A 975-nucleotide genomic window follows, 5' to 3' on the forward strand; every position below is an offset into this window, starting at 1 on the left:
CTGAGAGTGTCTAATGGTTTGTGTGTGGGAACCTAACCCGCATAAGGAGATGAACCAGAATGACTACTATGGCGAGACGAGATCCGGCTGATAAGGCCAAGATTGATGCGATTGAAAAGAAGCTGCTTGCTAACCCAGAAATCGCGAAACTGATTGATGAGCTAGGCACGTCGACAACGGATGCCAATGACCTAGTTCGGGGCATGTTGCAAGCCTCAATTACCCGGGGTTTGAATGCTGAAATGGATGCCCACCTAGGCTATGAGCCCGGCGATAGAGCAGCTAAAGCTACTGCTGGAACAGACAATCACCGCAACGGCACCTACCCGAAAACCGTGGATTCTAACTACGGGCCAGTAAACATTGATGTTCCACGAGACAGAAACGGCACGTTTGTTCCTACTATGATGCCCAAAGGCTCCAGGCGGCTGACAGATGTTGACGATATGATTGTCAGCTTATATGCCGGCGGAATGACCATTCGGGATATCCAGCACCATATGGCAACTGCGATGCGGGTTGATATCTCCCATGAGACGATCTCCGCAGTCACCGACGCCGTCCTCGACGAGGTCATGATCTGGCAAAACCGCCAGTTAGACGAGTTCTACCCCGTGATATTCCTGGATGCGTTGCGCATTAAAGTCCGCGACGGCGGCCGGGTAGTTAACAAGTCTGCGTACATGGCAATCGGGGTGGACCTCGACGGGATCAAGCATATTTTGGGATTGTGGATTGCCAAAGAAGAAGGTGCTTCCTTCTGGGCGCAGGTATGCGCCAACCTGGCCAATCGTGGGGTCAAAGACGTCTTTATCGTCTGCTGTGACGGGCTGAAAGGCCTACCAGAGGCAGTGGAGGCAACTTGGCCGAACTCTATGGTGCAAACCTGTATCGTGCACTTAATTCGTGCTGCGAATCGATGGGTGGCCTATGGGGATCGCCGCGCTGTATCAGCCGCGTTGAAAAAGGTCTACA

General features: G+C 52.6%; 1 protein-coding gene. It reads left to right on the forward strand.

Features of this window, described 5'->3' with window-relative positions; all coding sequences use genetic code 11:
* Positions 1-68: 68 nt before the first annotated feature.
* A partial coding sequence (locus tag MHX65_RS11475; protein ID WP_239270172.1) for an IS256 family transposase occupies positions 69-975 on the forward strand: 907 nt, incomplete at its 3' end.

It is taken from the genome of Corynebacterium sp. ACRPS (genome assembly GCF_022346005.1).
In the GTDB taxonomy this organism is placed as follows: Bacteria; Actinomycetota; Actinomycetes; order Mycobacteriales; family Mycobacteriaceae; genus Corynebacterium.